Raw genomic sequence first — 25748 nt, forward strand, 5'->3', positions numbered from 1 at the left:
GCCCCCTCAGAACCGGACGTGCGGCTTTCACCGCATCCGGCTCAAGCAGGCCACTATGGACGCGCATTCGGGATCTCCTGGGTTCCTTCGAGAATGCTCCGGGCGTGGTACTGCCGGTGGCATTCCGAGTGGATGAGCATGAGGTTGGCGCGATCGTCCGAGCCGCCGTGGGATTTGAAGACCAGGTGGTGCCTGTTGATCGTGCGGGAGTTGGCCCAGAACCAGGCTGCCCATTCACGGACGGACTGCGGCTCGTAGCCGGCTCCGGCGATCAGGTCCAGTCCGCACAGCGGGCACAGCCCCTTCTGCTTGGCAGCCAGCGACAGGTTGCGCCTGTCGGCTTCTGGGTGCTTCCGCTTCCGGGTACGTGCCTTCCAGTACCCCTCAAGCGCTGGGTCGTCTTTCGACGCCCGCCCGGTGACCAGGGCGTGTCGCTCGATGTGGGTCCATGCGAACCGGTACAGGTACCGCCCGGTGTCCTTGTCTCCGAAGACCCAGACGTCTTGCCGTGTCGGGTTGAAGCACCCGAAGTAGGCGGCGCGAATCCATGCCACCGACTTGTTGTGGTGCTTGCGTTTGGCCCACCTGTACATGCGGTAGTGCACGTAGTGGTCCAGGGTCGTGAAGGTCTCCGTGGAGGCCACGCCCCGGTAGTAGGTGGACCATCCCTTGATCAAGGGGTTCAGGGTGCGGATGACGTCTGCGCACGTGGCCGCGCGCATCCGTATCACCGTGTCCCGGACCTTGTCCTTGACCTTCTTCACCGCTGCATCGCTCGGCTTGATCAGCAGCTTGTCGTTGTAGCGCCTGACGTTGAACCCGAGGAAGTCGAAGCCCTCGTCGAGGTGGACGATGCGCGTCTTGTCCTCGTTGAAGGCCAGCCCCTTGGGTGCCAGCCAGGCCGCAAGCCGTTGCTTCGCCTGCTCGGCCTCCTCCTTCGTGGTGCACAGCACCACGAAGTCGTCGGCGTAGCGGATGAACGCCGGGGCGCACTGCACCCAGCGTTGCCGGGCGGTGCCGTCTTCACGGTCCCCGGCAGCGGTCCCCATGCCGTGCAGGACGATGTTCAGTAGCAGTGGGCTGATCACTCCGCCTTGAGGGGCTCCCTCATCGGTCGGGGCGAACCGCCCGCCTTCCATCACACCGGCCTTGAGCCAGCGCAGGATCTCGGCCGCAGCCGGGAATCCTGCGATGGCCTCCATCAGGCGATCGTGGTTGATCCGATCGAAGGCGGCTGTCAGGTCCGCGTCCAAAGCCCAGCGTCGCCGGGACTTCTTACCTGCCGCGAAGTTGAAGATCGCGGCGATCGCGTCGTGACAGCTGCGGCCGGGCCGGAAGCCGTAGCTCCGTGCCTCGAACCGTGCCTCCCACTCAGGTTCCAGGGCGTTCTTCACCCTGGTCTGCTGCACTCGGTCCCGGATGACCGGGATACCGAGCGGACGGGTCTTCCCGTTCGCCTTCGGGATGTGCACACGCCGCACCGGCCGGGCCTTGGGCCGGGGCTGCTCGGTGAGTGTCCTCACCAGCCGTCCCCGATCCTGCGGCCGCAGCACGATTTCCCCGTCTATCCCGGGGCTGCGGCGTCCCAGGCTCCGCTGTGTCACGCTCCGCACGCTCACGAGCGTGTTGGAGTGCGAGCGCAGCATGAGCTTTTGGAGATTACGGACCTTCTTCAGGTCCCCTTCCTGCGTCGCCGTGAAGATCCTCTGCCGCAGTCGCCGTACGGATCGCTCGGCGGTGGCCCAGTCGATGCTGTGCCAGTACCGTGCGTCGTCCAGCGCGTGGTTCCCCTCGGGAAGGGTCGGGGACTCCTGGGTCGTGTCGACGTGGTGTGTCACTTCTCCTCCTTCGGTATCCAACTCCGGCGCTGGTTCTGGCTTCTTGCTTCGGTTCTTCACAGGCCCACCAGACCCGCGTGGGCTCCCTTTCGGGTCCGGGAACGCAGTCCCGGTATCCGCCGGGTTATGCGCGGAGGCTGAGGTGCCTTGGTCCGCGTTTTCCCCTGGGCTTTCGCCCCAGCGGCATTAGCTTCTCGGGTCTTCCTTCGCCCGCAGAGGGTTTCGGCTTCCGTTGCCGTCGGCTTACCAGGGCGCATCCGCCTTGGACCTCTACGGGGTTGTCCTGTTCCGCTTGTGCCAGTTGCGATCTGGGAGGACGCCCTCTTTACCCCGGGACCGGTGGTGGTCACGCAACGGAGGAAAATCGCCCTCTGTTGCCACCTGAGCCTCACAGCTCCGGGCCCTTCCCGCCGACTACAAACCATTGGCGCGGGTCAACTTTCACGAGGCCTCATCAAGGGTTCACTTGCGTTCGTCCTTCAGATCTTCTCCTTGCCCTGTGGCCGGTGATGGTCCACCGGCTCTTGGGGCTTCGTGTCAGGCGGCTTAACACGGGTCCGTTACCAGTCCCGCATTCGCCCTAGGAGACCCGCCCTACCTTGACCACGGGGCGGGGAATCACCTTGTCCTCTCTGGTAATTCACTGGCTACAAGCGACTTTCAGGCCGCACGGTTCAGGAAGTGGTGACACTCGTCGATCACCATCGAGGCGTCCCGGCGTTGCCGTTGCGGAGTCCGGGCCCGCCCGGTGGTGGCCTGCCAGGTCCGGGCGACCACCAACGACCCGACCAGCCGAGTGGTCTCCTCGCCCAGCGAGCCCTTGGGAATACGCACCAGGCAGATCCCGCCATCGAGGACCCGGCTCATGTCCACTGTGGAATGACCGCCCGCGATCGCGTCGCGGACGAAGGGCCGCAACAGGAACGCGCGGAGCTTGTTCATCAGCGGACTGATGACCTGGGACCGGGACGAGTTGGTGAGTTCCTCGTACCAAAACCAGAACCCGCGCAGCACCGGATCGGTGACCCCGGCGACGACCCGGCTGCGGAACGCCTCGTCGGCCAGCAGCTTGGGCAGGTCCGCAAGGGTGGCGACGCCTTCCTGGCTGCGCAGGGTGAGGCAGGCGGCGCGCATGACGTCGTCGGTGCGCGGTCCCCAGAACGCCGAGTAGACCCGCCGGAAGACGCTGACGAGGTTGTCGACGGTCAGGTCGGTCTCCCCACCGTCGAGCGGATTCAAGCAGGGTGGTCGAGACTTGCTGTCGGCATCGAAGATCACGACTCGACCGGCAGCCGATTTGGGAAGGCGGGACAGAACATCGGTGACGAGGTCGCCCTTGGGGTCGATCAGCACGATTCCGCGGCCGGCCTCGGCGTCGGCCAGGATCATGTTCCCGAGCAGCGTGCTCTTGCCGGAACCGGTGGCGCCGATGACGTGCAGGTGGTGTCGGGCGTCCGGGACTCGCAGGGCGACGGGGCGTTGGTGGCCGGTGTCGGTGACCCCGAGCGGTTTTGCCTCCGGCCCTGGGGTGGCGATGCCCGGTGGTGGGGCGATGGCGCGGGCTCCGGCGCGTTGGATTCCGGGGATGGCCTCGTCGGTGGGCAGGTGCGCGATCGCCGCCAGTTCGGGCACCGACAGCAGATCGCCGCGTCCCAGACGACGTGAGTCGATCACTTGGCCGGGATGGCGGATGCGGTGGCGGGTGTAGTGGTTGTGCTCGGTGTAGGAGGCGAACGAGGCCGCCAAGGCGTGGGCCCGGCCGCGGGCGACCTCGCGCACCTGGCGGACCTCGCCCTCGTCGGCATCGGCGGGTAGCAGGGCCGCCACGGCGTAGCGGACGACGGTCTCGAACTGGCTGCCGCGTTGCTTGCCGACGATCGCGCGGTTTTGCGCGGAATATTCCAGCGAGGTCTGCGGGTCGCTGTGCAAGGCCCCGGTCTTCGTCCACGTCGCCGTGCGCCGGGAACGACTACCCGTGCCGGGGGTGATCGCGTCGAGCAGGCGCCCGACCAGCCGGGTGGAGCCTCCGGTGTGGACTCGTCGGGCGGCGCGGCGGGCTTGCTGGACGCGGCGGCCGGTGACCGGGCGGGCCAGCACCTGTACGCAGGCGTACTCGGCACGGCCGAGCCCGACCGGCGCGCCGATCAGGGCGCGGATCGGGTCGGCGTCGAAGTCACTGCGCAGCGGCAACGCCTCCGGTCGGGCCAGCCGCAGCTCGCCGCCAACCACTAGCCGCCGCTGCCCCTCGCCGGGCGTGGGAAGGGGTGGCTCGGCTGGGCCGACGCGGGTGTGCGCGCCTGGCCAGGCCGCCTCCACGGCGCGTTCGACCAGGCCGGGCGGGATGACCCCGGGCACCCACAGCCGGATCGCGACCCCGGCCTCGGAGAACACGTACTCGCACGCCACGTGCGGCTGGCCGGTGAACGCGCGGCGCCAGCCGGGCCGCAGCAGCCCGACGAGGTTGGACCACAACGCGGCCCCGCCCGCGGGATCCACGGCGGGTGGGGCGAGCACGGTGACCTGACGGGCGTCGGCGAGCAGCTGTTCGTGGCAACGGCGGGCCCACCACCGCCGGCCGAGCACGATCCCGGTGACGAGCACCGCGAGGACGGGGGCCGCGATCGGACCCCAGTCCAGGGCCAGGTCCCGCAGCCGCGCCAGCAGCGCGAGGAGCGCGCCGCCGGGATCGCGCAGATAGTCCTCCATCCACCCGGCGGCGACCGGGACCGTCGAGCGCGTGGGCGCGATCGCGAGAACGAGTGTGTCCGGTGGCTGGTCGAGAGCAGGCGATACCCACGTCGGTGTTCGGGGCAGCATGAACGAGTCCCTTCACGGGAGAGGTACGGACGGGTGGTGGCGCTCAGGCGGCGTCGAGGTGGATCTGGTCGTCGTCTCCGGAGTCCGGGCCGAACTCGTCTCCGTCGAAGCCCAGGTCGACGAACGCGGCGTCGGCCTCGTCGACCGGTTCGGCGGTGTCGGCGTAGGCGGCGAGTTCGGCCGGGTTGCTACAGGAACTTCCTGGAGTTCCCGATCGCTCTCTGTCCTTCGTGGACATTGCAGGTCAGGTCGCGTGCGGTTAACTCGATGGGGTTGATATCTGACATGTCGTCGAGATTCCCGACGCGGTGTCGACGTTCGTGACGCATCATCGTGTTTGGCCAACTTCAGGCCGAACATGTGGAGGTGCGCATGGCACTGGCGGTGGTGCGGTCGCTGGACGCTCCACGCAGGCTGGAGACGGCTCAGGAGCTGCAGGACTTCGAGCAGGAGTTGGTCGATCAATACCTTTTGGCATCGGTCGGCGCAGGGACGGGCGATAGCACGATCGGTCACGACCGATCGGTTGTGTTCGAATTCATCGAGGTCCTGGGCCGTCCGGTGTGGACTGCGCAGCCTCACGACGCGGACAGATTCCTTGCGCTCCAACGCAAAGACAAGCTCCTGGCGCGATCGACCGTGCGACAGAAGGCATGTGCGCTGGCGAGCTTCTTCAACTTCTTGATCACCCGCTATCAAGGCGACATTCAGGTGCTGACCGGTTGCGTCGTGAGCCAACCGATCGATGAATACAACCGCCCGGCCAAGGCTGACTACGGCGTGGCCAACGTGCCACCGACCGACACCGAGGTGGAACTGTTGTTCTCCGAGTGGCGGGATTCTTTGCAGCACACAAGGAAGTTCCTGGTCCAAGCGAGGGACTATCTGGCGGCGTCGCTGTGGCGACGGGCCGGGCTCCGGATCCAGGAGACCTACAGGCTGGACATGCGTGACTGGCGCCGCGACCTGGGTGCCTACGGCAAACTGCATGTCCGGTTCGGCAAGGGCAGCCGAGGACGGGGTCCGAAGACCAGGTTGGTGCCGGCGATCAACTCGGTCGCAGAGCTGCTCGACTGGTGGGTCATCGACGTACGCCATCAGTTTGGCGACGACTGGCAGGATCCGGACGCGCCGCTGCTGCCCTGTGAGCGCACCGATCGCCACACTGGCTCGTGCTCCCGGGTAGGTGATCAAACGTTGCGCGACGGGCTGGCCACGGCCACCCGACGCTGGTTGCCGCATTGGACCGGGCGACTGAGGCCGCACACGCTGCGGCACTACTGCGCGTCGTCGCTGTACTCCCGTGGCATGGACCTCAAGGCCATTCAGGAGATCCTTGGCCACGAATGGCTTTCGACCACGACCCGCTATATCCACGTTCACGCCGACCATGTGGAACACGTGTGGGACAAGGCAAACGAGCGGGTCGCCGCACGACTCGGACAGTAACGGAGAAGAACCGATGCGGTGGAACATGCGCATGAAGGCCGCAGAGATCGGCATCTGGAAGTCGACTGAGATGCGCCGCCGGCTGGCCGAAGCGGGCCTGGATATCAGCCACGGCAAGATGTCGGCACTCTGGATCGGCAATCCCACCACCATCCGACTCGAAGATCTCGACGTGATCTGCGCGGTGCTGCAATGCGCCCCCACAGACCTGTTGATCTGCGAACCGGACAAGGTCGCCGCGCTGCGCCCCCGCGAGACCGAGACCGGCACCCAGACGCCGATCACCCCACGGCTGGGGCGCCACCGATCGGTTCCACCGGCGTGACGCCGCCCAGAACATGCCGGCGCTGCCAACGCAAACCCGTCAGCACCTACAGCGCGAAGTACTGCTTCGACTGCCGCCCCGGCGGCCCCGTCACTGCTCCGCCGTGTCGGCGATGCGGTTCGCCGGAGTACTACTCGGCCGGCCTGTGCGGCGACTGCCACCAGTACGGGCCGAAACGTGCCCGCTCGTGCCCGGATTGCTTCGCCTGGGGCGTAGCCACCCGCAGTAAGGAAGGCCTCTGCATAGGCTGCTTGGGATGGCGGGACACATACCCCAGTCGCGGTACGTGCCGCATCTGCGGGCATCGCTGCATCGCGCGCAATCTCGATCTCGTGTGCCGGCTGTGCTGGCGCCAAGCCAGCCTGCTGCGGCAAGGCCATCGGCCGCTCGACTACGTAGCCGCGAATCGCTATGGCCAGCAACTGTTTCTCGCCGACATGTTCTGCAGGCACGGGTCGCTGGCTCTGCGTCCCAGCCATCGCGAGCCCGCCACCGTTGCGGGTCCGCCGCTGCACCTGCCGGTCCGCTACCGCCAGCTCGTCCTGTTCGACCTGGCCCACGACCTCACCGCTGGTGCCGCACGCGCCTTTCCCTCGCCCGACCCGCACCTGTGGGCAATGATGGAACAGGCGATCGACGAACACGCGGTTCGCCACGGTTGGCAACAAACCCTGATCGAGGGCGTGCGCCGAGGTGTGCGCATCCTGCTCGGCACCCAAGACACGCCAGGCGCGCCGGTACGCGCCAGCGACATCCACCAACTGCCCAGCATCGGTACCGCCGCCAGGCCGGTGCGTGACGTGCTTGCCGGCCTCGGCATGGTCGACGAGGATCGCGTTCCCGCCGCCGAAACCTGGTTCCGCTGCCAGATCGAGAATCTGCCCGAACCGATGCGCCACGAGCTGAGCGTCTGGTACGAGGTGATGACCCACGGCAGCACGGTGCCGCCTCGCCGACACCCGCGTTCGCCGAACACAATGCGCTCCCAGCTCTCGTTCGCACTGCCGATCCTGCGCAACTGGGCCGAATTCCACGAGTCGCTGCGCGAGATCACCCGAGACAACATCCTCAACGCCCTGCCAGCTAGCGGTGTCCCGCGCTCCACAACCCTTCAGGGACTGCGGTCCATCTTCAAGATTCTCAAGGGACGGAAGCTGATCTTCTGTAATCCCACCGCGCGGATCCGCACTCCCCGGCTGGTCCCCGCAGCGCCTCCCGCAATCGACCCAGCCGCACTGGACACCGTTTACAACTCCACTGATGCGGCCACGGCCGCGCTCGCAGCCCTGATCGCGTTTCACGCGCTGAGCTCTGGACAACTGTGCGCCCTGCTGCTCAGTGACGTGCGTAACGGCCGACTGCATCTGGACGGTCGCGTCATACCACTGGCCCAACCAGTGCGCCAACGGCTGCGCGCCTACCTGGACTTCCGAGAACAGCGCTGGCCCGCCACCGCCAACCCACACCTGTTCATCCACTACCGCAACGCGACTCACACCGGCCCGGTCACCAACTTCTGGATCCGCAGGCGCCTGGCCATGAACCCCCAGCACGTGCGGCAGGACCGGATCATGGACGAAGCGCACGCCACCCGCGGCGACGCCCGCGTCCTGTGCAACTTGTTTGGTCTGTCCATCGCTGGCGCCTACCGGTATACGGCCACCGTCGACCATCCCGGCGTCGTCGCGTACGTCGAAACCACCGCAGACCATCGAGACCGTTGAATTGGCACGAAAACCAACCAGCCTCGCCCGCCACAACGCGTTCCGTGCACACTGACGACTATGACCAAAGACCAGCCGGGAGAGATCCGCCCAGGCGACATATACGAGGACTGCGCGTTTCACCCGGTGTTCTGCACATACATCGACGAAGACGGCGACGAGATCGGTGGCATCTCCCTCATCGACGCCACGGCACCCAGAGCCTGCTCCCTTGGACACTGCGGCGTCATCAAACTGTCCATCGCCGACGTCATTGCCGCCCGAGCCAACTGGCCAGCCTACCTCACCCGGCGCAAGGCAGAGTTCGAAGCAGACCAAGCGGGCGAAGCGCCAACTACCGACAAACAGACCGACAGCGAATCCACATGAGACAGAGCGGTCTGGAGTTGCCGAAACACCGGCTCCTTGTACCCTCATCACAGGTCCACCCACCCGGAGTTCGCGTCCGAATCCGGTAGAGATGCCAGGAACTCCGGGGAAGTGGTCACCAGGTAGTGCTCGGTCGGTGAGGCGATGCTCTGAAACGCCACCCGCTGGGTGCCGGCCGACAGCAGACCCTGGCCACGGTCGGCGGAGAGCAGGAACGCGCGCTCCCCGGCGGAGAGGTCGAAGGTCTGCGTGATCTCGTCGATGGCCTGCGATGCCTGGCGCAGCAGGATCTGGGTCGCCGCGTTCGCCACGACGGCCTTGCCCAGGTCGCTGCCGAGTACGTCGGCGGTGTCCTGGGTCGCCACCGTCAACCCCGCCCAGTGCTTGCGGGACGCCTTGGCCATGCGGAACAGGAACTCGGCTCCGGACTTCTCCTTCATCAGCAGCCACGCCTCGTCGACCACGACCAGGCGCGGGCGGCGGATGGCAGGGTTGGACACCCGCCGCCACACCGCGTCCAGGGTCAGCAGGGTACCGATGCCCTTGAGCTCGTCGGGCAGGTCGCGGAGGCTGAACACCACCAGGTGACCTTCGGGGTTGACGCTGCTGGGCCCGTCGAACAGCTGCTTGAACGCGCCCTCGACGAACGGGTGCAGCCTCGCGGCGAGCTCACCCGCGGCCCGGTCGCCGGCCTGCCCAGCGACCGCGAGCTGGTCGCGCAGGACCCGCAGCGTCGGCGACGGCCGGGTCCACGTGCGCGCGTCGGCGGTGATTCCCACGCTCTGGTAGGTCGCGGCGATCGCCTGGTCCAACGCCGCCCGCTCCGCCGCCTCCAACTCGCCACCGACCAGAACGGCGATGACGGTGTGCAGGAACAGAGACCGGCGCACGAGCGCGTCCTTCGGGGCGGTGCGGCGGCCGTCGGCGCGGGTGTGGATCGGCAGGTCGAACGGGTTGAGGCGGACGCCTCGCGCGCCGAGGTGGACGTAGGTGCCGCCCACCGCGGCGGCCAGGCGGGCGTACTCGTCCTCGGGGTCCACGACGGCGATCTCGATGCCGCGGTACAGCGACCGCAGCAGTTCCAGCTTCACGAGGTAGGACTTGCCCGCGCCGGAGCGGCCGAGGATCACGGAGTTGTGGTTGTGCATCCCGTCGCCGAACCGGTCCCAGTGCACCAGTCCCTGGGAGCCGACGTTATAGCCGTAGAGCACCCCGGACGCCGCGGCCACACTGGTCGGGTCCGGGGCGGGCAGGTCGGGGCTGGTGAACGGGAACGCCGCCGCCAACGCCGACGTGTCGAAGGTCCGGCGCATCCCGATGAGGTCCAGTCCCATCGGCAGGGTGGACACCCAGCCCTGCAGCGACCGGTAGGTCGTGTGCTTGGCGTCGAGCAACAGCGACGCGCACAACGACCGCAGCGCGGCCACCTCATCGGCCAGCACGTTCTCGGAGACGGCGTGAATGGTCAGGTACAGCCCGACCCGGAACAGCTTCCCCTCGCCGCGGGCGACACGGGAGGACAGGTCGTAGGCGTCCTCAGTGGCGGCCTCGACCTGTGGATCGAACAGGCGGCCGTGCTCGGCGGTGTGCCGTCGCCCGGCCTCCAATTTCGCGAGCTGCTTCTTCAACCGAGAGGCGGCGGTGGCCGGGTCGATCGGCTCGATGTGCACCGAGACGTCCAGGCGTCCGGGGTAGGTCAGCAGCGGGGCGAGCCAGCCAGGGTGCACCTCACGCGGGAAGCCGACCACGGCGAAGCTGGACACCCACTCGCCGCCGACCTCCAGGTGCCGCGCAGCCACGGACAGGGCGTCGGGAGTGAACGCGGCAGCCGCCGACGAGGCCGCCGGGACGGCCGGGTTACTGCGGGTCTTGCGTGTGCGGGCGCCCATCAGGACCGCCCCCTTTCATTCTCGTAGTCGTCCGGGTAGTCGTCGTCCTCGTAGTCCCAGTCGTCCCCGTACTCGTCGCTGTCCTCCGGTTGCGCCGACGGCGTCCGGCCGGGTGCCGTGGCGCTGTGCGTGAAGTAGGAGCCGTCGTCGAAGTCGTCCTCGGTCGGGTCCGCGCCGGAGGTGGTGATGACCTCGTCCGCGCCGGCCAACCCCGCAGACGGGGGGAGCAGGCTGTCGGGGTTGCAGGCCGAGGCCAGCACCGCCGTGGCCTGTCCCGCGTCGAGCGGGGTGACCACGATCCCGGCCGGCGACAGCAGTTCGATCGCCTCGCCCAGGCGGCGCACCAGCCGCGACTCCGCTGCCCGGCGGGTTCCGGCGTCGACCTGTCCGCCTGCCTGCTTGCGGCGCTTGCCCGCCATCGGACCGGGTCCGCCCAAGCCGTCGGTCGGCGCGGCGACGCCAAGCGGCTCGCGCAGCACCAGCAGCACCTGGCGGCGCAACAGGTCCGACTGCTGCCCGAGCTGTACCAGGTAGTCGGCGTGCTCGATCGCGGCGGCTTCCAGCGCCGGGTGCGGCAGCCCGCCCGCACGTTCGCGCAGTTCGGCGGTCTGGGCCGAGAGGTCGAGGCGTTCGGTGCGCACCAGCACCTGCACCGGCGCGGTCAGCGAGTGCAGGTAGCGACCGAACGAGGCGACCAGCGCTTCCTGCTCGTTCAAGGTCCGCAGCGCGAAGTTCACCGTCGAGGCGACCGCGACCACGGCCAGGCCATCGACGCCGAGGTCGACCACCCCGGTCTCGGTGACGGCCTCGGCCGGCAGCCGCAACGCCGAGGGCGACACCTGCTCGGGCTGCCCGGCCCGGCTCTTTCCGCCCTTGCGGCGCCCGGCCGTCTGGCCTGCAGTGCGGTCGGTGTCCGGGGTGAGCCAGGCAGGCGCGGGGCGCACGCCCTCGGGCGCGGCGACCCGGTGGCGAGGTGCGACCTGCTGGCGGATCGCGGCGACGAGCAGCTTGTCCATCGGCACGCCGTCGCGCTTGCCCAGCGCGAGCATCGCCGAGGCCGCGCCGACCGGGACCGCTGCGGCCAGGAACACCGGGATTGGGAGGAACGCGCGGGTGGCCGCCCAGATCAGGTAGAGCACCGCCCCGGCAGCGGCGAGGATCGCGAGTTGACGTGCGGTCAGCGGCCCGAGGACGCGGTCGTGCATGTCGACATCGGCCGGGATACGGACGGGAGCGGTCATGAGGATTTACCTCCTGGCTTGGGACTCGGCCGCGCCGGTGGCTGTGGCGGGCTGACGACCGGCGTGGTCGGTGGCTTGGCTGGCTTGGGCAGGTCCAGCGGCAGCCGCAACTGCTGTCCCGCGCGCGGTGCGGGACGAGGCGGTGTCGCCGGTGGCGGAGTGGGCGCGGGCCTGGGCGCGGGAGTTCGGCGCACGCCGTCCAGCGGCAGCGGGTACTGGCCGCTGCGGTTCGCCCTGCTGCCCTTGTACGGGTCGAAGGGCAGCTCGGGTTGGACCACCCGAGGTCCGCTCGGTCGCGGTGGAGTGGGCGGCGGCGGACTCGCCGGGCGCGGCACTCGGCGCACGCCGTCCAGGGGCAGCGGGTACTGCCCGGATCGGTTCGGGCGGATGCCCCGCCCGGTAGGGGTCCAACGGCAACTCGAGCTGCTTGCCCCCGGCCGCGCGGCTGCGACGACCACCGGCGTCCGTGCCCGCTGGTGGCGCCGGTGGTGGCGTCGTGCGCTGGACGTCCAGAGGCAGGCGGTACTGTCCGTCGCGGCCGAGCACGGGCTTGTTCTCGGGCCAGTCGTCTCCCAATGGCAGCGCGAGCTGGCGGCCCTGGGGACCGGAGGACTTGGGAGCTGGACCGGCCTTCGTCTTCGGCGTGGGCTTGCCTGTCGGGCGGGTCCGGCGCACGCCAGGCAGCGGCAGGACGTACTGCCCGTTCGCGGTGGTTCGCGCGTTGGCGTACGGGTTGGGCGAACCGCCGCCGCTGGGGCCTCCACCGCCGTTGCCGCCACGGCCGCCGCCCGATGGTCGGGGCTTCGGACCGCCTCCGCCACCGCGGAACAGACCGAAGGTCTTGTAGGCGAGGAAGCCCTTGATCAGCGACCCGATCAGACCTCCGCCGCGCACCGAGGACAGCACCCAGAACGGGATTTTGAACAGGATGTACGTCAACGCGAGCGCGACCAGGATGTTGACCAACCCGGACGTGGTCGGGCCGAAGATGGTGAACCCGCCGGGGGCGAGGAACACCTTCATCGCGGTGATCAGCGTCAGGCTCTGGCCGAGCTGGATCGCCAGACAGCCGCCGTAGGCTTTCCACCACCAGTAGGCGATGCCCTCGGTCTGGGGCAGGGCGTGGAACATCAGCACCAGCGGCGCCCCGGCGATGAGGATGATGGTCAGCGCGACCCGCACCACGTATGTGACGAGCAGTGCGACGAGCAGCGCGGCGAAGACGATCCCGATGAAAGAGATCCAGTTGCTGCCGTTGAGGCTGGTCAGCACGAGGTTGCGCAGCATCTCGCCCGCGGCGTTCGCTTCGACCCCGCCGCCCATGATCGCTTCGACACCGGCGTTGGCGATCTGGATGCCCTTGGTCGCCACCCACAGCGATAGGGCGCCGGCCAGGAACCCGACCACGAGTCGCGGCGCGAGTTCCTTGATGGAGTGCCGCGTTTGGACGGTCTGGTAGCCCATCGCGATGACCCCGGCGATGAGCACGAGCAGGCCGTAGGAGATGAGCAGGATCTGCCAGGAGTTGTCCCATAGCTCGCCCACCCGCGGCAGCGAGTCCGGCATCGGTGTGGTCAGCAGGGTCTTGGACAGCAGGTCCAGCAGCGGGTTGAGCGCTTCGGTGACGATGCCCCGGAAGAAGGCATTGATGGCCTCGGTGATGCAGGCACCGATATCGGTGATCCCGCAGTCGTTCTCGGTCTCCTGGCCCTGTCCGGGCTGCCCGGTGCCTGGGTTAATCGGCGGCGTCGTGGTGGTGCCGGGCTGAGGGATGCAGCCCTCGCCGGAGCACGGAGTCGACGGGGTTGTCGGAGACGTCGTGGTCTGCGTCGGCAGGGTGCAGATGGGCAGTGGTGGCGAGCCCGGACCGCAGGGGTCCGGGTCGACCGTCGGGATCGGAAGTGGCGGCTGGTTGGTCGGCGGTGCGGGCTGCGCGGCGGCAGCCGGACTTACCGCTGTGCCCGAGTCCGGAGTGAATGCCGCCGAGGCGAGGGGGCCGCCCAACAGGACGACCAGGCTCACCGCCAGCGCCACCAGCGCCCGGTTCCGCGTGCAGCGAGGGAGTCGCCCGATCCCGCGGGGCCGCCGGGAGCTCGCAGTCGGAGGCGCGAGCATCTCCCTGCGGTCCGCCGACACCGAACCGCGTCGCGCGGTGGGCGCGGTGTCGTGCAGCAAGCCAACGGTGGGGCCGACCGATGTGCGGCGTGGGGCAGACCTAACCGGCCTGTTCGGCGGGCGCATCGGTCAGGCCCCCACGATGCCCTTGAGCACGGTGACGACCAGCGGAGCGAGAGCCGCCAAGGCGTAGCCGATCCCGGCCGCCTTGAAGCACTCCTTGGCCTTCTCCTGCTCGCCGGGGTCACCGCCGCCGAACACGCGGCGCACGCCGCCGATGGTGAGGAACACCGTCGCCAGCCCGGCGAGGATGCCCATCAGCCAGTTGCGGATGTTGGTCAGGACCTCGTCGACGCTGCCCGCGATCGCGAGCACCACGGCGTCGGCGTGCGCCGTCGCTCCAGAGGCCAGCAGTGCCAGCAGCGCCAGCTCGGCCACCAGCAGCACGCGGCGTCCCACGCTCCGACGGCGACCACGTCGCCCCGTGGAGGTCGGAGGTGTAGTGCTGTCGCTGACCGGCAGCAGCGGGCGGGCGCACATCGATGCGTGGGCTCGCGAGCTCGTCTCGCGGTGAGTGAGGACGGTCCCGCGGTGAGGTCGGTCGTCACCGGGCCGGCAGGGGTTGTGAGGGCGAACAGAGGTATGAGTCAGGCGCATCGCGACACTCCCGGAGTCGTGCCCGACAGCCGCGTGGCCGAGTGCTGTGTGGACTCGGGGCACGGCGTGGGCGAAGAGGTGGTGTGCGCGGGGGTGGCTGGTTTCCTCCCGCACCCCTGAACTCCGGAAAACCGGCCCTGCGGGGACACGCGCTCGCCGACTTTCTTCACGGCGCGCGTCGCCAACGCAGTGACAGTGCGTGACTTTGCGGGGGAGTCGGCAGAGTGTTCGGCGGCGGTGGTGATGGTCACCGCGTCGGCCACCTGGGTCGCGACATCGCCCTCTCGAGGACCGGTGTGCGAGGTGTCGCTGGTGTCGTCGCGCAGGTAGGCGACCAGGCGGTGCTCGGCGCGCAGGCGCGCCTTCTTGGCCGCTTGATAGGAGAGGTCGCGCTCGGCCGCGGCGTCGGCCAGCGGCACACCTTCGAGCCGAGTTGAGCCGATCAGCTCGGCCTCGGCGGAGGTGATGGCGCCCTCGGCGACGGCGCGGGCTAGGACGAAGTCGGGATGGCCCCACGGAGGCGGCGGCATCGTCGAGCGGAACCCGTGTCCCGACGGCACCGGCGCGTCCAGCGCCTCGCGCACGGCGGTGTGGCCGGCGCGGTAGGCGGCCCATCGCAGCCGCAACATGACGCGCGGACGACGCAGGTCGATCTCGCCCAGCTCGGCGACGAACCCGGCCAGCACCGCGGCGTGGATGTCGCTCGGGTCACCGGCGAACTTCGCCGACAAGGTGGCGGCGATGGAGGTCAGCGCGGGCAGCGCGACACCGACCGCGCCGACGGTCCACGTGCCGCCTTCGGTGCGGGCGAGCAGGACCAGGTGTGCCCACGCCGCGTCCCGCAGCGTCTGCGGACAGCGGCGGCGCAGCAGCCGGTCGCGCAGCTCGTTCAACGGCACCCGCCGTGCCGGGAGACCGGGGAACAACCGGCCGTCCACCGACACCGGGTGCGGCCCGGCGACCAGCCACTCGAACGCCGACCGCGCCGCGTCCAGAGGCATGGAATCGCGCTCAAAACCCGAGCGCGGAAAACAGTCACGTGAACTCATGGATGGCTCCTGAAAGCAAGTCGGAATCAACGACTTGCCCAGGACGCCACAGCGGGTAGTACCAACCGATTACCAAACTGGTACCGAACTACTACCGTAGAGGTACCGGCGATCATCAACCGTGCCCAGCACGTGCCACAAGATCCACTTTGCGCACCCTTGGGGATCATCGCGCGGGTGAAGTCAAGATCGAAGCAGCGTGGCCGGTAATAGCCTTCTAGCTGGTCTTTACTGGTCGCGGTACTAGTTCGGTACCAGTTTGGTCATAGCCGTGAGCACATCGTCACCCAGTGCTATACGAAGACGGCATCGCAATCTTCGCTGGGATCAGAAAAAGGACTCTGCCACTCCTGGCGGACTCGCCGCCTATCTCCGCGCGGACACGCGCGCGTGAACCATTTCCGGCTATTCGTGTGGCCGTGAATCGTGCTTGAGAAAGTTGCCGGGGGCGTGTCCCCAAAGGGGCCGTATTTCGGAGTTCAGGGGTGTCATCAGCGCCTCACACCGACAGGCGCACCCAGCTTGGCGAAGGGACACCCGTGACCCAGCCCGACAACTCCGCCCGCCGCTCGCCCCGACGGCGCGCCGACTCCACCCACCCGACCCCGGCCCGCCCCGGCGGGCGCCGGGGCGGCGACCGCCGACCGTGGCCGACCGCACCGACCACCACCCGCGTGAGCCCCGGCAAGCCCGCGACGTCGGCAACCGGCACCGGCCGCTCGCGGTCCCGCGGGTCGGCCTCGACCCCGACTCCGGCGACCGTCTGGACAGCTGGCGCAACCCCGATCGACCTCGCCACCACATGGCCCGCGGCCCTCGTCGAGCGGATCGTCACCTCGTTCAGCAAGCCCGCCGAACGCGTCGTGCTGCTGGACCGGCCGACCCCCGGGCGCGCCCGCCCGGCTCTCGGCCTGGTCGGCGCGGACGGCGTCATCGACCACGCGCTTGGCACCGAGCCGGACCCCGAACTGGCGGACGCCATCGCCGTCGTCGAGCGTCTCGACCGCACTGCGCGCGTCGAGCGCATCCCGGTCGACGCGACGTCGACCGGACTGGCGTCCCGGCCGTTCTGGGCCGACCTCGTCGGCGGTGTGGACCTGGCGCCCACCACCCTCTCCTCCGCGGCGGAGGCCACCGTCGCTGTGCCCGTTCCGGACGTGGTGACGAATCCCGGCGACGCTGCCGACCTGATCGTGGCGAGCCTGCCGCCGCACCTGTCCGGCAACCAGAGCGCGGACCTCGTCGCGCTCTACGCGGCACGGCGACTCCGGGTCGGCGGCATCCTCGTCGTGCTCACGCACTGTGACTGGACGTCCGGTGAGCTGACCGACCCGACGGGCGCGGTGGTGACCGCCGGGCAGAACGCCGACCTGCTCTACCTCCAGCACATCGTCGCCCTGCACGCACCCGTCCGCGACGGCCGGTTCCACCTCGCTGACACGCAGTCCGACGACCACCTCGACGGCGACTCCGGTGGCCGCGACACCGCCGACGCCGACGCGCGAACGCGCCACCGTGCCGTCGTGCGCGGGCTGCCCGTGCCGCATCGGCGCATCCACTCCGACGTCCTCGTTTTCGCTCAGCCGCATGACCATCAGCCGACGTCCACGGCGGTGCCGGGTGCGGCGAGAGACGCGGTCTCGCAGCCCGAAGACATCCGATGACGGCCGCACCTCGCCCCGCGCCGAACGACGACTTCGCCACCTCGGACCGCACTGCCAGGAAGGCACACCCGTGACGCACGACGCCCCTCGACAGCACACCGCCGAGTCCTTCGAGCCGACCGCCGCAGCGGTCGGCGACGAGTCGACCCAGCGCATCCCGCGCGCGCTCATCGCCGCGCTCGACACCTCGCCCACCGCTGTGGACAACTCTGTGGACAGCGGTGAGCAGGAGGGTGGCGCGGAGCCGCCTGCGGTGTCGGTGTGGACGACCGCGCAGTACTCGCCGGCCGCCCAGCGCAAGAACAAGTACACGCCCGAGTCGACCGCGCATCCGGCCAAGATGCTGCCCGAGGTCGTCCGCCACGCCGTCACCCACTACACGAAGCCGGGCGAGCTGGTGCTGGACCCGATGTGCGGCATCGGCACCACGCTCGTCGAAGCCGTCCGTCTTGGCCGCCGCGCGGTCGGGGTGGAGTACGAACCTCACTGGGTCGAGGTTGCGAACGCCAATCTTGACGTCGCGCGAGAGCAGGGCGTCGGCGGCGAGAAGGGGATCGACGCGCGGGTGTTTCATGGCGACGCCCGCCAGCTCGTGACGCTGCTGCCGCCGGAGTACGTCGGCCAGGCGGCGCTCGTGGTGACCTCGCCGCCCTACGGTCCTTCGACCCACGGGCAGGTGTCGGTGTCGCCCGGCGCGGGAGTGCAGAAGTACCACCACCTCTATGGCAACACCCTCGACCGCGGCAACCTCGCCAACATCGGCCACCACCGGCTGCTGGCCGGGTTCACCCGGATCCTCGCCGCGCTGCGCACCTTCCTGAAGCCCGGCGGGCACATCGCCATCACCATCCGGCCGTGGCGCGAACACGCCGAGCTGATCGACCTCCCCTCGCAGATCCTCGCGTGCGGGCGCGCGGCCGGCCTGATCCCGGTCGAGCGCAACGTCGCACTGCTCGCCCGCGCCGCCGAGACCGACCTCGTGGCCCGCGGGTCGTTCTTCCAGCGCGACTTCATCCGCAAGCAGCGCGAAGCGGGGTTGCCGCTGCACCTGATCGCCCACGAGGACGTCCTCGTCTTCCGCACCACCCTGCACAAGTCCGCGACCGGCGCCGCGGCCGGTGCCTCGGCGGGGGACGTGGTCGACCTCGGGCAGTACCGCTCGGCGCGATCCGCGGGCGCCGCGCGTGACGGTGCGAGTGAGCGAGGCCAGGCGGCATGACACGCCGTTCGCCGCGCTCGCGCCGTGAGCAGGCGGCCCGTCCGCTCACGCTCGTCCCGGCCCCGGCGGTGACGCCGGGGCCGGAACGGCGGACCCGCCCTGTCCCCGAGTCGGGCCCGGTCATGGGTTCGTTGTGCACCGGCTACGGCGGCTTGGACCTCGGGGTGCTGGCCGCCCTGGGCGGTGGCCGGATCGCCTGGGTCGCCGACCCCGACCCGCACATCGCCCAGATCCTCGGCGCCCGGACACCGGGCATCCCGAACCTCGGCGACCTGCGGCACATCGACTGGGCCTCCATCGAGCCGGTCGACGTGCTCGTCGTGGGGTTCCCCTGCCAGGACATTTCCGCCGCCGGGAAGCGGGCGGGCATCGAGAAGGGAGTCCGCAGTGGGCTGTGGGCCGACATCGTGGCGGGCCTTCGCGTACTACGACCCGCGCTCATCGTGGTGGAGAACGTCGCCGCGCTTCGCTGGCGTAACGGAGGACTCCACCGTGTACTCGGCGACCTGGCCGAAGCGGGGTATGACGCGCTCTGGCGTAGCGTCCGCGCCGCCGACGTCGGAGCCGCGCACCGCCGCGAGCGGGTGTTCCTGCTCGCCTGGCTGCGCGAGCCCGGCCCCGGTCGACGAGGCGGAGATGCTGCCGACGCCGACCGCGCACGACGGCTCGTCCAATGGCATCAGCGCCGCCAGCAGGCAGGGCGGTCCGTCCCTGCTGGATCGGCTTCGGTTGTTGCCGACTCCGCGAGCCTCGGACACCGGCACGGCGGGCCGCAGGGCCGGAGCGGGGTTCCGGCCGCCGCTGTCACAGCAGGTGCTCCCGCTGGTGGACCCCGAGGCATTCCTGCCGACGCCGCGAGCGACGGACGGGACGAAGGGCTGTCCGGCGCAGCGGGGATCCAAGGGCGACCTGATGCTGCCCTCGGCGGTCATCCGCCTGCTCACCCCGCCGCCGCACCACCGGGCCGAGGACAGCGAGACCGACGACATCTCGTAGCGGTTGCCGACCCCGACACCGAGACGAGTTCGGCATCCGGCGTCGAGTCGACGCCGGTGAAATGGGGTGTCTACGAGGCGGCGATCCGCCGCTGGGAAGCGGTGCTGGGCCGCCCGACACCGCACCCGACCCAGCCCGGCAACCACGGCCGCCCGGTCCTTGCGCCCGCTTTCGTCGAGCACCTGATGGGGCTGGCCGAAGGCTGGGTCACCGACCTCTCCCTGCCCCGCACCGCGCAGCTCCGCGCGCTGGGCAACGGAGTGGTCCCCCAGCAAGCCGCCTACGCGGTGGCCCTGCTGCTGAACGACCTTGCCGAACTCCTCGGCATCAACACCGACACCGACCACCGGTCATCGACCGGGCAGGAGGTGACCGCGGCATGACCACGACCACCATCGCGGTGCCCGACTCTGGGCCCGCGTTGCGACTGCTGTCCCTGGGCGCCGGAGTGCAAAGCACGACCGTGCTGTTGCTGGCGTGCGAGGGCGAGATACCGCGCTTCGACGTCGCACTTTTCGCCGACACCGGCTGGGAGCCGCGCGCCGTCTACGCGAACCTCGACCGCCTGGCGGCGCACGCGGAGAGACACGGCATCCCGGTGCGTCAGGTCTCGGCCGGCAACATTCGCGCCGACGCCCTGGACCCTAAGCACCGCTTCGTGTCTATGCCCCTGCACACCCTCAACCCCGACGGGACGCGAGGGCTCGCGAGGAGGCAATGCACCGCGGAGTACAAGATCACCCCGCTGAAGAAAGCCGCGCGAGAGCTGCTCGGATATCCGCATCCGCGACGGGTGCCGCGCGGGGTGTACGCCGAGCAGGCCATCGGGATCAGCACCGATGAGTTCACCCGCGCCAAGGACTCCCGGCTTCGGTTCCTGCGCAACGTCTTCCCGCTGATCGATCTCGGCTTCGACCGAGCCCGGTGCATGGAGTTCCTCACCGAACGGGGCTTCGGGGAGACCGTGAAGTCAGCCTGTGTCGGCTGCCCGTTCCACGGCAACGCGGGCTGGCGTTGGGTGCGCGACAACGACCCGGACGGCTGGGCCGAGGCGGTCGAGTTCGACCGCGCCATCCGCCACGGCTACCCGCGCGCCACCACGCAGGGGCAGGAGTTGCGCGGGCAATACTTCCTGCACCGCTCCTGCATCCCGCTGGACCAGGTCGATCTCGACACACCGAAGTCGAGAACCAAGAAACACCTACGGCTGATCACCACCGACTCGGCAAACGGCGTCGAGGAGGACGGTGACCCTGATGGTTGCTCGCCGTGGTCGTGTCGTTCCGGCGAACCGGTCAGCACTATGGATCAGAGACACCGCGAGCGTGCTGCATGAGCGCCGAGCCACGCCACCTCCGCAGCTCTCGTCGGCACGGTCGAGTCCCGCCCGATCCGCGATCCAGCCGACCGCCGCTGATCCCGTCACCGGCCGGAGACACGATGACCGCCCGCCGCTCGACACCTACGCCGTCTGGCCACCACCAAGAGCCACCCACACCGCCGGAGTCGGTGACTCGGCTCTACACACCGGCCCAGGCCGCCGAACTCCTCGCCGTGCGTGAGTCCTGGCTGCGACGCAAAGCCGGACAACGCACCATCCCGTGCACCTTCCTCGGCAAGCACCTGCGCTTCTCGGCCGCCAACCTGCGCGATATCGCCGACTCCGGCAACCACACACCCCAGACACACCACAACCGCTCACGCCGAACCCGCTGACACGAAAGAACTTCGCCGACACCTATTGCCCTTCGCGGCCAACAGAGCGTCCATGGGCATGTCACACCAACTAGCCGCCGACAGCTCGAACATCGTCACCACCGGGGGACACCATGGCCTGGTCCGAAAAACACGGCAAGACCTGGCGGGTTCGCTACTTCAAAGATGACGGCACGCTGGGATCGGTGCCTGGGTTCCCCAACAAGTCATCGGCCGACAACTACGCCGACACCCTCGAAACCGACCAACGCCGCGGCAGCTGGATCGACCCGGCGGCTGGTCGGATCACAGTGGGGGAATGGGCCGACGACTGGCTCGACGCGCTCGATCTGTCCCGCAACACCGAAACCCAATACCGCAGTCTGGCGACCAACCACATCCTGCCCCGCTGGGGCGAGACCTCCCTGGCAGACATCACCGGCCTGGCGGTGGCCGCCTGGCGCAAGCAGCTCTCCGCCCGTTGCGCGCCTTCCACCATCACCACGATCGTCAAGGTGCTGTCGATGATGCTGGCCGACGCTGCCGACGACAAACTCATCGCCGCCAACCCGATCCGTCCCCGCCGTCGAGGCAGGCGTCACCGCGCGAAACCTCGTGAGCGCATCTGGGCCACCCAGCAGCAAGCGTTGCGCGTGGCCGACAACGCGACCGCTCTCGTCGGCCCATGGGCGGGTGTCCTCATGATCACCGCCGCCTGGACCGGGGCACGCTGGGGCGAGCTGACCGGCCTGCAACGCCACAACACCCACCTCGACGACGCGTGCATCGTCATCGACCCCGACATCGGCGCGCTCCATGAGATCAACGGCCACTTCGAACTCGGCCCACCCAAGACCGGCGAATCAGCCCGCACCATCACCCTCCCGCCCTTCCTGATCCCCCTGCTGCGCCGACACCTCGACAGCCACGACCACACCCACGTCTTCGTCACCGCCGAACGGGAGTACTTGCGCCGCTCCAACTTCTCCCGCCGAGCCATGCGCCCCGCCGCCGACGGCAACCTCAACCGCACCGTACCGCCCGTGCGCATCGAACCGGTCCAACCCGGACTGACCTTCCACGGTTTCCGGCACAGCCACAAGACATGGATGATCGCCGACGGCGTCCCCGAAATCGCCCAAGCCGCGCGCCTCGGGCACACCCTCGAAGACAAGATGCAGAAGGTCTACTCCCACATCGCCGCCGAAGTCGAACACCGGCTCATCACCGGACTGCAAGATCGCTGGGACAAAGCCGTCGCCGACTCGCCCACACCGGAACCACACACCCGCTGGCGCCGCCCTTGAACACCGGCACCGATGGACGCTTCTTTGGTGCAAAAGCCAATGGCGTCCCGGCCACCATCGACGCTGCATCACGTTGGTGCGGTGCACCCGCCCAGTACGTCCGCCGCGTCAACGAGGTTGAGCTGACCTTCATCATCAACTCGCACGAACTGGTGGTGCTGAAGGCCGGCAAACTCCGCGGCGTGTTGTCCCTGGGTGACGACTTCTTCGCCCGGATCCACGCCTCCGGCGCCGACGCAACGAACACCGACTGGTCGGCGCCGATCGGCAGCGGCTGGCCCAGGCCGACCGCCGATCGGATGCCTGCCACAACGGAGGCAGAGCGACCCCCGTCGCGTGCTGCGCCGAACTCAGCGCGGCTGGTCGCCACGAACGGGCACACCACCTGTGGGACGCCCGCCGCGAGCGCCGCCGCCGTCGTTCCGCATCCCACCGTGGTATACCACCGCGTCCACGCGAGGAACAGCCAGTCGTGCGGTGCCTGGCCGATCACGGGCACGTCCGGCGACGATCCGTACGACGGCTCGCACGGATCACCGCCTCCATCTCAGGCGGTGACGCCGCTGAGCTCGTTCGGCTTCTGCGACAACGACGCCGTCGCGGTGATCTTCCCGTCGGTGAGGTCGATCCGGTGCAGCTGTTGCTTGTTCGGGTCGGACACGTAGACCGTGCCACCCCTGACGAAGATCGCCGGCCTCGGCTGCTGCCACTCCAGGGGCTCCTGCCAGCTGTCCGTGACCGGGATGGTGCGGGTCACCTCGGCCTTGACGGGGTCGATCACATGGATCTTGCCGTCGGTGCCGAGCACCAGCGCTTCACCCTGCGGGCCGCGGGCCAGCGAGCGGAAGGTGTAGCTGGCGCCGATGTCGACGAGCTTCAGACCGCTGGTGGTGGTGTCGATCAGCGAGACTTGCGTGGGGCGCTCGAGTTCGGCGTCGGCGTCCTGCTTGTAGTCGCCGAGCACAATGGGGGAGTGGTCGCTGCCCGCCTGGTTGCCGATCCGGCCGTACTCCGTGGGGCTCTTCACCTTGGTGATGGTCCCGTTGCGGTAGATCAGCACACCGTTCTGGCAGCCGATGACCACGGCCTCGTCCTTCGCGGTCGCCTCGCCGTGGACACCGGGGCAGTCCTCGTTGCGGGTGATCTCCTTGCGGTTGGCGTCGAGGACCTGGATCCCGACGCGCTTGTCCTTGTTCCCGAGGGTGGAGACCAGCTCGCCGTTGGCCAGCTCGATCGCCACACCGTGGTGCGGTTCTGGAGCCTTGTAGGTCTTGACCTCACGTTCCGCGCTGGCCAAGGAGGACTTGTCGAGAATGCGGACCTCGCCGGTTCCGTCCGTGAACAGCACGGTGCGTCCGGCGTGCCGGACGACGTGACCCGGTTCGGCGCCCGGGAACTCGACGTCGGTCAGCTTGCCGCCGGCGGCGTCGAGCATCCGGAATCCGCTCGACGTGGACACCATGAGGTGCTTGTCGTCACCGGCGGGGTTGAGCCGGTTGAAGCCCGCCAGCTTGACGTCGGCTTTGATCTCGAGCGTCTTGCCGTCCAGCACGTAGATCCCGCCGTCATAGGTGACGGCGACCGGCTCGGCGACCGAACCGCCGCCGGAGGCGGGCTGCTGTGCCTGTTCGGCGCCGCAACCGGTCAGGGCGAGGGCGGAGACCACAGTGGACACGATGGCTGTGGTCCGCGTTCGCGACCAGCTCTTCATTGCTTCTCAACTTCCTGTTCAGGGTTCGGGTCAGTCAGTCGTGGGCGAGGCCGCGCACGATGGCCTCGGTGTTGGCGCGGGTCATCTCCAGGTAGGTGGCCGCTCCACCGCCTGCCGCGGTGAGCGACTCCGAGTACAGGGGGATGACCTTCACGTGCACCCCTGCCTGCTCGGCGAGCACGCGGGCCAGGCGGTCGGGCTGGGAGGAGTCGGCGAAGATCGCGCCGACGCCCGCCGTGCGGACGGCTTCCGCGAGCGAGGCGAGGTCGGACGAGCTGGGTGAGGCGAGCGTTGTGCCGCCTGGGATCACGGCGCCGATGACCTGGAAGCCGAAGCGCTGGGCGAGGTAGCCGAAGACGTGGTGGTTGGTGACCAGCTTGCGGCGCTCCGCCGCGATGGTCGCGAACCGCTCACCCGTCCAGCTGTCGAGCTGGTCGATCTCGCCGAGGTAGCGCGCGGTGTTCGCCCTGACCGCATCGGCGTCGATGCCGTCGACGTGCTCGATGACGCGTTCGCTGATCACCTCGACCGCCTTGCGCACCCGTTTCGGGTCGGTCCAGAAGTGCGGATCCGGCTGTCCGGCCGCTTCTTCGGTGGTGTAGCGGATCGGGTCGATCTGATCGCCTACCGACAGCGTTGGCACGTCGGCCTGCTCGGCGGCTTGGACATGCCGGAGGACCCCTTCCTCCAAGCCGAGTCCGTTGTAGACGACGAGCGCGGCGCTTTCCAGCCGCGCCGCCTCCTGTGCCGAGATCGCGAACGAGTGGGGGTCGGCGTTCGGCTTCATCAGCACCGTGACCGGAGCAGCGTCGCCGACGATGTTGCGCGTGATGTCGCCGAGGATGTTGGTGGTGACCACGATTCCGGTGCCCTGGCCTCGTGCGCTGCCGCATCCGGTGAGCACCAGCAGCAGGGCGCAGGTCGCCGCGAGAAGTCGCTTCATCGTCCGGTCTCCACCATGTGCGCCGGCTCGATCTCCAGCTTGATCGTCCTGGCGACTCGCAGGTTGTCGTTGTAGTCGATCTCGTGCACCGCCCGCGCACCGGCGTCGTTGACGTACGCGCGGTTCGGGTCCACCTCGATCACCGGCGGCACGCTGCCTTCGGTGATCGGCGCGGAGAGCACCTGGCGTTGTGCGACCTGCTTGCCGGACTTGGTGTCGTAGCCGTGCAGCACACCGTCCGCGGTCAGCGTCAGCAGAGGCCCTCCCTCGCCGACCGCGTTCACGGCGACGACCGGCCCGGTCTCCAGCAGCGTCCACTTCCTCGCTCGCACGTCCAGCGACCAGACACCCAGCTCGCCCGCCTTGGCGGCGAGCACCGTGCTGCCGGGCCGGTGGCGGAACTCGGCAGCGCGCTCGGCCTCGGACACGGCACGGGGATACAGGATCTTCTCGCCGGTGAAGGAACCGTCCTTCCCCGAGACGAGGAGGGCTCCATCCGTGCAGCCGAAGACGACGCCCCGCCGGGTCACCGCCTGACCGCGTGGGCTCTGGCACGCCTGCTCGATCCGCGTCACGTCCTTGCCGTCCCTCGCCTTGACCACCACGCGGTCGGCCTCCGCGACCAGCAGATGTTCCGCGTACGGCACCGCGACTCCGCCCTTCAGCTCGCCGCGTGCGGTCACCGAGCCGCTGTCCAGGGCCTGACGGTCCAACAGGGTCGAGTTACCACGGTCGAAGGT

General features: G+C 69.1%; 20 protein-coding genes and 1 pseudogene. 11 read left to right on the forward strand and 10 right to left on the reverse strand.

Annotated features, from left to right (window positions below; all coding sequences use genetic code 11):
• Positions 1 to 53: 53 nt before the first annotated feature.
• From ltrA to AB0M48_RS11815, 3 genes and pseudogenes are all read right to left on the reverse strand, one after another.
• Positions 54 to 1898 carry a group II intron reverse transcriptase/maturase gene (ltrA, locus tag AB0M48_RS11805; RefSeq protein WP_363839361.1) on the reverse strand — a complete coding sequence of 615 codons (1845 nt, stop codon included), beginning with the start codon at positions 1896 to 1898 and terminating at the stop codon, positions 54 to 56.
• 612 nt (positions 1899 to 2510) lie between these two features.
• A pseudogene (locus AB0M48_RS11810) lies at positions 2511 to 4544 on the reverse strand (DUF87 domain-containing protein); the annotation flags it as partial.
• A gap of 154 nt (positions 4545 to 4698) precedes the next feature.
• Positions 4699 to 4893, reverse strand: a complete 195-nt coding sequence (locus tag AB0M48_RS11815; protein ID WP_363839364.1) for a hypothetical protein — start codon at positions 4891 to 4893, stop codon at positions 4699 to 4701.
• A gap of 134 nt (positions 4894 to 5027) precedes the next feature.
• On the opposite strand from AB0M48_RS11815, the gene AB0M48_RS11820 reads away from it, so the two are divergent.
• The 4 genes from AB0M48_RS11820 (at position 5028) to AB0M48_RS11835 (ending at position 8522) form a co-directional block, all read left to right on the forward strand.
• The gene (locus AB0M48_RS11820; protein WP_363839367.1) at positions 5028 to 6104 is read left to right on the forward strand and encodes a tyrosine-type recombinase/integrase; all 1077 of its coding nucleotides are present in this window, start codon (positions 5028 to 5030) and stop codon (positions 6102 to 6104) included.
• Positions 6105 to 6117: 13 nt separating this feature from the next.
• The gene (locus tag AB0M48_RS11825) at positions 6118 to 6429 is read left to right on the forward strand and encodes a helix-turn-helix transcriptional regulator (RefSeq protein WP_363839370.1); all 312 of its coding nucleotides are present in this window, start codon (positions 6118 to 6120) and stop codon (positions 6427 to 6429) included.
• Positions 6430 to 6761: 332 nt separating this feature from the next.
• Positions 6762 to 8153 carry a hypothetical protein gene (locus AB0M48_RS11830; protein ID WP_363839373.1) on the forward strand — a complete coding sequence of 464 codons (1392 nt, stop codon included), beginning with the start codon at positions 6762 to 6764 and terminating at the stop codon, positions 8151 to 8153.
• 60 nt (positions 8154 to 8213) lie between these two features.
• Positions 8214 to 8522 (forward strand): hypothetical protein, encoded by a 309-nt coding sequence (locus AB0M48_RS11835; protein WP_363839376.1) that lies wholly within the window; start codon positions 8214 to 8216, stop codon positions 8520 to 8522.
• Between the two features lie 47 nt (positions 8523 to 8569).
• Here the strand turns inward: AB0M48_RS11835 and AB0M48_RS11840 are convergent, their stop codons facing one another.
• The 5 genes from AB0M48_RS11840 to AB0M48_RS11860 all read right to left on the reverse strand — a co-directional run bounded on the left by AB0M48_RS11840 (position 8570) and on the right by AB0M48_RS11860 (position 15425).
• Positions 8570 to 10411, reverse strand: a complete 1842-nt coding sequence (locus AB0M48_RS11840; protein WP_363839379.1) for a DUF87 domain-containing protein — start codon at positions 10409 to 10411, stop codon at positions 8570 to 8572.
• On the reverse strand, positions 10411 to 11652 hold the full coding sequence (locus tag AB0M48_RS11845; protein WP_363839382.1) for a PrgI family protein: 1242 nt from the start codon (positions 11650 to 11652) through the stop codon (positions 10411 to 10413). Before AB0M48_RS11845 ends, AB0M48_RS11840 begins: the two co-directional genes overlap by 1 nt.
• A gap of 6 nt (positions 11653 to 11658) precedes the next feature.
• Positions 11659 to 13674: a hypothetical protein gene (locus AB0M48_RS11850; protein WP_363839385.1), complete on the reverse strand. Its 2016-nt coding sequence runs from the start codon at positions 13672 to 13674 to the stop codon at positions 11659 to 11661.
• A gap of 222 nt (positions 13675 to 13896) precedes the next feature.
• Complete coding sequence (locus AB0M48_RS11855) at positions 13897 to 14214, reverse strand: pilin (protein WP_363839926.1); 318 nt, start codon at positions 14212 to 14214, stop codon at positions 13897 to 13899.
• Between the two features lie 200 nt (positions 14215 to 14414).
• Entirely contained in the window at positions 14415 to 15425 is a 1011-nt protein-coding gene (locus tag AB0M48_RS11860; RefSeq protein WP_363839388.1) for a hypothetical protein, read from the reverse strand.
• A gap of 587 nt (positions 15426 to 16012) precedes the next feature.
• Between AB0M48_RS11860 and AB0M48_RS11865 the strand changes: the two genes are divergently transcribed.
• The 7 genes from AB0M48_RS11865 (at position 16013) to AB0M48_RS11895 (ending at position 23019) form a co-directional block, all read left to right on the forward strand.
• Positions 16013 to 17137 carry a hypothetical protein gene (locus tag AB0M48_RS11865; RefSeq protein ID WP_363839391.1) on the forward strand — a complete coding sequence of 375 codons (1125 nt, stop codon included), beginning with the start codon at positions 16013 to 16015 and terminating at the stop codon, positions 17135 to 17137.
• 199 nt (positions 17138 to 17336) lie between these two features.
• Entirely contained in the window at positions 17337 to 18356 is a 1020-nt protein-coding gene (locus AB0M48_RS11870; RefSeq protein ID WP_363839929.1) for a DNA methyltransferase, read from the forward strand.
• Positions 18353 to 19735 carry a DNA cytosine methyltransferase gene (locus AB0M48_RS11875; RefSeq protein ID WP_363839394.1) on the forward strand — a complete coding sequence of 461 codons (1383 nt, stop codon included), beginning with the start codon at positions 18353 to 18355 and terminating at the stop codon, positions 19733 to 19735. The genes AB0M48_RS11870 and AB0M48_RS11875 overlap by 4 nt, the downstream gene beginning before the upstream one ends.
• Positions 19732 to 20688, forward strand: coding sequence for a hypothetical protein (locus AB0M48_RS11880; RefSeq protein ID WP_363839397.1), 957 nt, complete (start codon positions 19732 to 19734; stop codon positions 20686 to 20688). Before AB0M48_RS11875 ends, AB0M48_RS11880 begins: the two co-directional genes overlap by 4 nt.
• A 173-nt stretch (positions 20689 to 20861) precedes the next feature.
• On the forward strand, positions 20862 to 21068 hold the full coding sequence (locus tag AB0M48_RS11885; RefSeq protein ID WP_363839400.1) for a helix-turn-helix domain-containing protein: 207 nt from the start codon (positions 20862 to 20864) through the stop codon (positions 21066 to 21068).
• Positions 21069 to 21181: 113 nt separating this feature from the next.
• Positions 21182 to 22354 carry a tyrosine-type recombinase/integrase gene (locus AB0M48_RS11890; RefSeq protein WP_363839402.1) on the forward strand — a complete coding sequence of 391 codons (1173 nt, stop codon included), beginning with the start codon at positions 21182 to 21184 and terminating at the stop codon, positions 22352 to 22354.
• Positions 22351 to 23019: a hypothetical protein gene (locus AB0M48_RS11895; RefSeq protein ID WP_363839404.1), complete on the forward strand. Its 669-nt coding sequence runs from the start codon at positions 22351 to 22353 to the stop codon at positions 23017 to 23019. Before AB0M48_RS11890 ends, AB0M48_RS11895 begins: the two co-directional genes overlap by 4 nt.
• On the opposite strand, the gene aztD is transcribed toward AB0M48_RS11895, so the two are convergent.
• Complete coding sequence (aztD, locus tag AB0M48_RS11900; RefSeq protein ID WP_363839407.1) at positions 22902 to 24065, reverse strand: zinc metallochaperone AztD; 1164 nt, start codon at positions 24063 to 24065, stop codon at positions 22902 to 22904. The genes AB0M48_RS11895 and aztD overlap by 118 nt on opposite strands.
• Before the next feature lie 34 nt (positions 24066 to 24099).
• Positions 24100 to 25008, reverse strand: a complete 909-nt coding sequence (aztC, locus tag AB0M48_RS11905; protein WP_363839411.1) for a zinc ABC transporter substrate-binding protein AztC — start codon at positions 25006 to 25008, stop codon at positions 24100 to 24102.
• Positions 25009 to 25748 lie beyond the last annotated feature (740 nt).

Source organism: Lentzea sp. NPDC051208 (assembly GCF_040682435.1).
Lineage (GTDB): Bacteria > Actinomycetota > Actinomycetes > Mycobacteriales > Pseudonocardiaceae > Lentzea > Lentzea kristufekii.